The sequence below is a fragment of the Gemmatimonadota bacterium genome, from assembly GCA_026706345.1.
Taxonomy (GTDB): domain Bacteria; phylum JAAXHH01; class JAAXHH01; order JAAXHH01; family JAAXHH01; genus JAAXHH01.
This window is the reverse complement of record JAPOYX010000293.1, coordinates 1-6895: the sequence shown is the minus strand read 5'-3', so window position 1 is coordinate 6895 and position 6895 is coordinate 1. Positions and strand designations below refer to the sequence as shown.

General features: G+C 57.4%; 5 protein-coding genes, 2 tRNA genes and 1 other RNA gene. 5 read left to right on the top strand and 3 right to left on the bottom strand.

The window, feature by feature from the left end; genetic code table 11:
• The coding region (gene gcvPB / locus OXG98_20265) for an aminomethyl-transferring glycine dehydrogenase subunit GcvPB (GenBank protein MCY3774344.1) at positions 1-976 on the top strand (976 nt) is incomplete at its 5' end.
• Between the two features lie 86 nt (positions 977-1062).
• Here gcvPB and OXG98_20260 read toward each other — a convergent pair.
• Positions 1063-1869 carry a sugar phosphate isomerase/epimerase gene (locus tag OXG98_20260; GenBank protein MCY3774343.1) on the bottom strand — a complete coding sequence of 269 codons (807 nt, stop codon included), beginning with the start codon at positions 1867-1869 and terminating at the stop codon, positions 1063-1065.
• Positions 1870-2298: 429 nt separating this feature from the next.
• Between OXG98_20260 and OXG98_20255 the strand changes: the two genes are divergently transcribed.
• The 4 genes from OXG98_20255 to ssrA all read left to right on the top strand — a co-directional run bounded on the left by OXG98_20255 (position 2299) and on the right by ssrA (position 4401).
• Positions 2299-3576, top strand: coding sequence for an adenylosuccinate synthase (locus OXG98_20255; protein ID MCY3774342.1), 1278 nt, complete (start codon positions 2299-2301; stop codon positions 3574-3576).
• Between the two features lie 228 nt (positions 3577-3804).
• Positions 3805-3877, top strand: a tRNA-Lys gene (locus OXG98_20250).
• Between the two features lie 5 nt (positions 3878-3882).
• Positions 3883-3955 (top strand) — tRNA-Lys (locus tag OXG98_20245).
• Between the two features lie 82 nt (positions 3956-4037).
• Positions 4038-4401: a transfer-messenger RNA gene (ssrA, locus tag OXG98_20240) on the top strand.
• 1159 nt (positions 4402-5560) lie between these two features.
• Here ssrA and OXG98_20235 read toward each other — a convergent pair.
• On the bottom strand, positions 5561-6025 hold the full coding sequence (locus tag OXG98_20235) for a retropepsin-like aspartic protease (protein ID MCY3774341.1): 465 nt from the start codon (positions 6023-6025) through the stop codon (positions 5561-5563).
• Position 6026: 1 nt separating this feature from the next.
• A complete protein-coding gene (locus tag OXG98_20230; protein ID MCY3774340.1) occupies positions 6027-6260 on the bottom strand; it encodes a hypothetical protein in 234 nt (77 codons plus the stop codon).
• Between the last annotated feature and the right edge of the window lie 635 nt (positions 6261-6895).

Below are 6895 nucleotides of genomic sequence, written 5' to 3'. Positions count from 1 at the left end.
CACCCTGGTGGGTTACGAGACGGTGCAGATCCCGACCAATGCCCACGGGCTCGTGGACACCGGCCGGCTGGCGGAGCTGATCGACGAGGAGACGGCCGCCTTCATGCTTACCAATCCGAATACGCTTGGGCTGTTCGAATCGGAGATACGCACCATCGCGGACATCGTCCACGACGCCGGGGCCCTGCTCTACATGGACGGGGCGAATCTCAACGCCGTCCTCGGCATCGCCCGGCCCGGCGACATGGGATTCGACGTCGTCCACTTCAACCTGCACAAGACCTTTTCCACACCCCACGGGGGCGGCGGCCCGGGGGCGGGACCCGTCGGAGTGCGGAGCGACCTGGTCCGTTTCCTGCCGACGCCCGTGCCGGTGAAGGACCGCGACGCGTACCGGTTCCACTACGATCGGCCGGAGTCCATCGGCCGCGTCCGCGGCTTCGGCGGCAGCTTCGGCATGATGGTCAGGGCCTACGCCTATATCCGCGCCAACGGTCCCGACGGCCTGCGCCAGGTGAGCGAGAACGCCATCCTGAACGCCAACTACATCATGCGGCGCCTGGAGAAACACTACCCCCGCACCGTTCTCGTCCACGGCGCACAGAAGGAGACCCCCATTCCCGCCGAGGTGCCCTGCCAGCACGAGTTCGTGGCCTCCGGCACCCGGTTCCGCGAGCACGGCGTCAGGATGCTCGATATCGCCAAGCGCCTGCTCGACTACGGTTTCTACGCACCGACGATCTACTTCCCGCTCATCGTGCCCGAGGCGGCCATGGTCGAACCCACGGAAACCGAGAGCAAGGAATCCATCGACCAGTTCATCGACGCCATGACGGCAATCGCCGAAGAAGCGGAAAACGACCCGGAGCTTGTCCGAGGCGCCCCACACACCACGCCGGTCGGCCGCCTCGACGAGGCGCGCGCCGCCCATCCCAAAACCCTGAACCTGCGGTACAGTAAGCCGGAAGCGGAATAGCGCCAATCGGTAGGCGGCTCGTTGTCGGCCCGGCGGCGGGTGACTATCTCGAATCGCGGTATATCGGGTAAAGCGAAGTGCTGGAATCAGAGGACCATCATGCGGTCGTAGGCCGCTTTCGCCGCGACGGATATGTCCACCGGGTCCTTCGCCCAGTATTCCTCCCGGAAGATCTCGACGGACAGGGCGCCCGAGTAGCCCTTCTCCCGCAGCACGCCCAGCATGTCCTTCAGGGGCAGCACGCCGTCGCCCATGTAGACACGATGCTGGTCGGTCAACGCTTCAGGCGGGAGATCCTCGCAGTCGTCGACGTGGACGATCAGCAGTAGTTCGGTGGGGATAGCCCGTATGTCCTCGAGGGGAACGCCCGACTTGTAGTAGTGGAAGAAGTCCATCATCAAACCCAGGTTGTCGTGCCCGGCCCGTTCGATCACCGCCAGGGCCTCACGGGGTCCCGGGATGAAGGGATGTCGCCCGAGGGGTTCGATGGCGACCTTGACGCCGTGGGCAGCGGCGCGCTCGGCGTATGCGCGGGCCGTGGCGGCCATGATGTCGTACGCTGCCTCTCTACCCATGCCTTCCGGAGGCGCGTCGGCACAGACCAGGAGGACAGGGCAACCGATCTCCGCGGCAACCGCCGCCGCGTGTTCGATGGTTTCCAGTTCTTTCCTGTTATCGGAGAACCCGACCAGTCCGTAAGGACACAGCGAGGCCGCACGCAACCCGTAGCCATCCAGGAGCGCCATGAGGTCGACGGCATCGTGGTCCCGCAGATACGCGTCCAGTTTCCTGGACCAGATCTCCACGGCATCGAACCCTGCTTTCGCCGCGGCTGCCAGATCCTGCTCGAGCGTATAGGGCATGGTCGTCGCGCCGTTGATACATGAATACATGGGTAGGTCTTGCCTCCAATCCTCTTTTGAATTGGGACTTGCGCGTCCTTCGCTCCCGCCCGCTTTCAGTCTTACATCATTAGTACCCCGTACGCCTCGATTGTCAACCGATCTGTCCGGCGGTGCGACAGCGATGCGAAGCCAATGTGCGGGCCCACGCTGGCGATACGCTGGTTAGGTGCCGGCGGTGCGCCGGCGGCTTTATGGTGATGCGCCGACAGTGCGCCGGCGATCTGACATCACGCGCTTTTGTCAGCCGTTTTTTCTTGACCTTCCGTTTTCATACTGCATACAATGAACTGTAAGATCTAACGGTCTCGAGGGCGGGTCTTATGACTCGCCCTTTTATTGTTTGTGGCCCCGGATTCCGGTCTCTGATGACGCGTAGCGCCGACCATCCGGGCATAAGTCAGGGAGATGGAAGCAAAGATGGCCGTTCGCATTCTCGTAGGCGCAGCCTGGGGCGACGAAGGCAAGGGCAAGATCGTCGATTTTCTGAGTGAGCAAGCCGATATCGTCGTGCGGTTCCAGGGCGGTGCCAACGCCGGGCACACTGTCCAGATCGGAGACCAGGAATACATCCTCCACTTGATTCCCGTGGGCATTCTTCGACCGGAAAAGGCCTGCGTTATCGGTAACGGCACCGTGATCGATCCCGAAGCGCTGATGGAAGAGATCGAGATGCTCGGATCGCACGGCATCGACGTGGCGGGACGCCTGTTCATCAGCCACAACGCCCATCTCATCATGCCGTATCACAAGCTGATCGACCGGGTCGGAGAGGAACAAAGGCAGGAAGAAGAGCGCATCGGCACGACGGGCCGGGGCATCGGGCCTGCCTACGCGGACAAGGCCGCACGCAAGGGCATACGCATCGTCGACCTGCATGACCACGGCGTGCTCAGGGAGAAGCTGCAGCGAAACATCGACGAGGCGAACAGGATCCTCGACGCCATCTACCAGGCCGAGGCGCTGGACGCGGACCGGATCATCGAGGAATACCTGGCTTTCGCCCGGCAGATCGGTCCATACGTGATCAACACCTCGGAATACCTCAACGACGCCATTGACGATGGTAAGGAGATCCTCTTCGAGGGCAGCCAGGGCACCTTGCTGGACGTGGACCACGGGACCTACCCGTACGTCACGTCTTCCAACACGACCACGGGCGCCGCCTGCATGGGCGCCGGCGTCGGACCCACTCGTATCGACGAAGTCATCGGCGTGGCCAAGGCCTACACCACCCGGGTGGGTAACGGGCCCTTCCCCACGGAGTTTCCGTCGAGGTGGGGCGACGAGTTCCGGCGCATGGCGGGCGAATACGGCGCCACGACGGGCAGGCCTCGGCGTTGCGGCTGGTTCGACGCCATGGTCGTTCGCTACGCCGTCATGGTGAACGGCATCGACAGCCTGGCGCTCGCCCGGCTCGACACGCTGGACAGTCTCCAGACGCTCCGGCTGTGCGTGGGCTACCGGCTGAACGGCGACGTGATCCCCCACCTGCCCAACGACGCGAACGTCCTCGCCCGGTGCGAACCCGTCTACGAAGAGATGGAAGGCTGGGACCGGCCCACCGGGCACATCCGGACGTGGAGCGATCTTCCGGTTAAAGCCCGCGCCTATATCGAACGGGTTTCGGAACTGGTGAAGACCGACGTGAATATCGTCTCCGTCGGATCGCACCGGGACGCGACCATATTCCTGTAGGGCATTCGCGGGTTTGCCGCGTTTAGAGCTCACGCAGGTTCGCGGGGTCGCGGGGTCGTGGGAAAACCGGGTTGCTGGATATCAGGACCAGGCCCAACCTGACACGAGCCGAAAACCCAAATACAGGTGCTATTAGCACACTACGGCCGGGGCCGATCGGCCAGCCTGTCCAAAACCGGAAATTGGTTGACCTTCGAGGCGAAACCGCTTATCTTGCTTCGCCTGCGAGGGCGCGTAGCTCAGTTGGCAGAGCAACAGACTTTTAATCTGTGGGTCGAAGGTTCGATTCCTTCCGCGCTCATGGATGCACCGCTAGCTCAATTGGCAGAGCAACTGACTCTTAATCAGTGGGTTCGGGGTTCGATTCCCTGGCGGTGCACTGCCCGATCCCGATCGCACCCGCGCCATTGCGCAAGGGTGGATTTGACAGGGACGGGCAAATGCCCTACCTTCTTTGACATGGGGGTGAAAGGATTCGACGGGAGTGGATGCGGTGGGAACCGCGTGCCGAGGTCCCCGATAACCTCGTTAAACCATTGGGAACAAAATTATCTGCAGACGAACCTTCGTATGCAATGGCTGCCTAAGGTAACTTAGCGCAACCCGTTTTTGATCAGCCCCGCCTGCGGGATGGTCAAAAACGTCGATAAAGCAGGCTGGCCGGGCGTCGCGCCTCAGGGCGCCGGCGAGACTCAACTGAGGCTGGTTCCGGTTAAATCCTGCCTGCTGGAGTTCTCCGGAACGAGACCAAAAAACAGGCTATGCATGTAGACGTTCCCGCTTAGGCACTTCCGGACGGGGGTTCGATTCCCCCCACCTCCATCAAGTTAACCTTCCCATATAGTCCTAACTTGTCCCCAACACGCACCTCGAAACCTCTATTTGTAAAGGGTTTCGGGGTTTTATTTTGTCTTGCGTGTCCCTACCGAACGAAGAAACAGCGCCATTAGGCAATTGATTACCGAGAAGTTCCCAGTGCGAGATTGGCCAAGTACAGCTATGTGGGAGATTTTAACGGTACGGATGAAGAGCGGGAAACATCACCGCGTATCGCTGGCAGAGACGGCTTAAGCGGTATCGGATGAAGCGGAACACTAACGGGATGGGCAAGACCTGATCTTTCCGTCGACTACGAAGCCGGGGCGACCCATGATTCCCGTAGTCTGATGAAGGATTGGAAAATCGAGACTGGCTCATGCGGCTTTGGGATGAATAATAGGTAATGTCAGGGAGTGGATGAATTTCGAGCGACGACTTGCACGATAAAGTTTAAAAACAGCCCAAGACCTGCAATAGTCAAACCTGCGACTGTAGCCCAATGTGCATTCCTTAATTTCTTGTTTTCGTTTTCGATCCGAAATAGTTCCTCTGCGGTCTCGAACGCCATTCCCGGTCGTGACGCGATATGGAAACAATCAGTTCGTTCTTCGTTGATTACCGAATCAATAACATTTAAGGTGGGCAAATAGTACTCATACTCGATCTGCGGCCATACGTTTTTGTAACATAGAACCGTATCGAAACTTACCCCAGCCGGTAATTCGTTCGAGTTTCGATGTCTTCTAAAGTAATCAAACTGAAATCGCTCATCCTCTGTCCACGATACCGGTTTTGAGTATCCTCCGCTGCCGTTCTTTAGTCTTTTTGATAGAAAATGACAGTTTCTACAGCACTGCTTTTCTACCGCATTAAATGGTCTAGGTAAATCTCCCATACTGTTTCCCGATTCTCGGACGATGTTTAATTACCGTATTGGTAGGATTCTTCTAGGATTACGTAAAACCGTTGGAAGAAGTATCAAGCGTTGAACAGCCTTGAGCGGTACCTACACGAAGGACGAACTACCGTGGACCTCTGGTTAACCGGACCCGCCGGCGCCCGGCATGGGAGCCCGCTCGTTTATTTGATAGTCGCCCCAACCACACAACTCACGCGTCGTTGCTGGAACCTGACCAGACTCGCAGTATAGGTCGGTATCAGGATCTTAGGCATCGTTATCACGGCTGATTGTTACCGACCCGGTAGTACCTTCGTAAGTCATGGTAAAACCTTGCAGAAAAGTCCGCCCCATAATAGCGTTATGAGGTTGACCGCCGACAGTGAGATGTACCCCTGCAAACAATCCATATACTGTATATTGTAGATCGGGCACGTAAATCTGGGCGAGGTGATAGTTCAAAGCATGCGAACCGTGTGCCCCAGAGACAGTCTGCCTATCTACTACTGGCAAATTCAAATTCAAAGCAAGGGTAGAATCTATACAGCTTTCCGTCGCCCCTGTATCAATTAAGGCCGGCGAAGGTACACTGGGCAGATTGGGGTGTAGCCCTCCAGGTTGGAAGTCTGGATCGAACCCTATTTGCACCATTAATGTAGGCCCAAATTGCACTAACAGGTCTGGTGCTAACTCGTCTTTGGTGTTGCTGAATCCCGCTCTTACTGAAGCCATCTCAAACCCTATACATCACAGAAACCGGTAGTGTTTTAGGAGGTTCACCAACGTGCCGGATTAAGAAAGGACCACGCCCGAATCGCTTAACAGCGTTATAGGCTGCCTCTTCTGATGTTGGGTATGCCCCTTGTAGTTTTTCATCGCATATGATAACCCATTCGCCAAAATGGTCCGCCTCCAAGTAATCTCTCATTTTCTCGTAAGCCGCTATTTCTGTACTGAGCGAGGCCATGATGGTCTCCTTACATCTTTGAATCTGCGGGAGTGTATTACGTTGTATAATACTACCTCCCTCCACAGTCTGTCAATGTTGACACCCTTATACTGTACGCGACGCGCGGTGGTCCTGCAAAGAAACCCGTCCGCCTATCCATTTTTGTCGGCGTCTCGTAGCACGATCTCGAATTTCCTTTCGAGAATCAGCGTAACGAGGCAAGGGGCAGCGCTCAGAAAGCTTCTGACAATGCCATAACAGCACCTGGCAAAGCCGAAGATCTAACGAATGTGATCGTTAACGAGACCGCTCCTCCTTCTGATTCCGGCACCTCTGATCCCCCATGAGTTCCGCCAGGGCGGCGACCTTCTCGACCTCCATCCCTCCCCCAACCATCGTGCCACCAGTCCTTCTTCTTGCGGAAATGAACCGTAGGGTGTAGTATTTACACCTTGTAGTATATACACGGTGTATACAGCCCGAAATCTCCCGAAGACTCTCACTAAGAAGTCGGGTGCCGTCACAACATTTTCATCGGACAGTCCAACGAAGGCGGCTGGACCAATGACCGATGAATTGGGTAGGCCATATGAGCACACCCGAACGCGATCTTGAAGAGTCCCTAGTCACGAAGCTACAGGATCTCAAATACG

What these genes read in the sequence shown, in the direction of transcription:
- OXG98_20255 (MCY3774342.1), top strand. Translation starts at nt 2,299, where the DNA reads ATGGCCGTTCGCATTCTCGTAGGCGCAGCCTGGGGCGACGAAGGCAAG.
- OXG98_20260 (MCY3774343.1), bottom strand. Translation starts at nt 1,869, where the DNA reads ATGTATTCATGTATCAACGGCGCGACGACCATGCCCTATACGCTCGAG.
- OXG98_20230 (MCY3774340.1), bottom strand. Translation starts at nt 6,260, where the DNA reads ATGGCCTCGCTCAGTACAGAAATAGCGGCTTACGAGAAAATGAGAGAT.
- OXG98_20235 (MCY3774341.1), bottom strand. Translation starts at nt 6,025, where the DNA reads ATGGCTTCAGTAAGAGCGGGATTCAGCAACACCAAAGACGAGTTAGCA.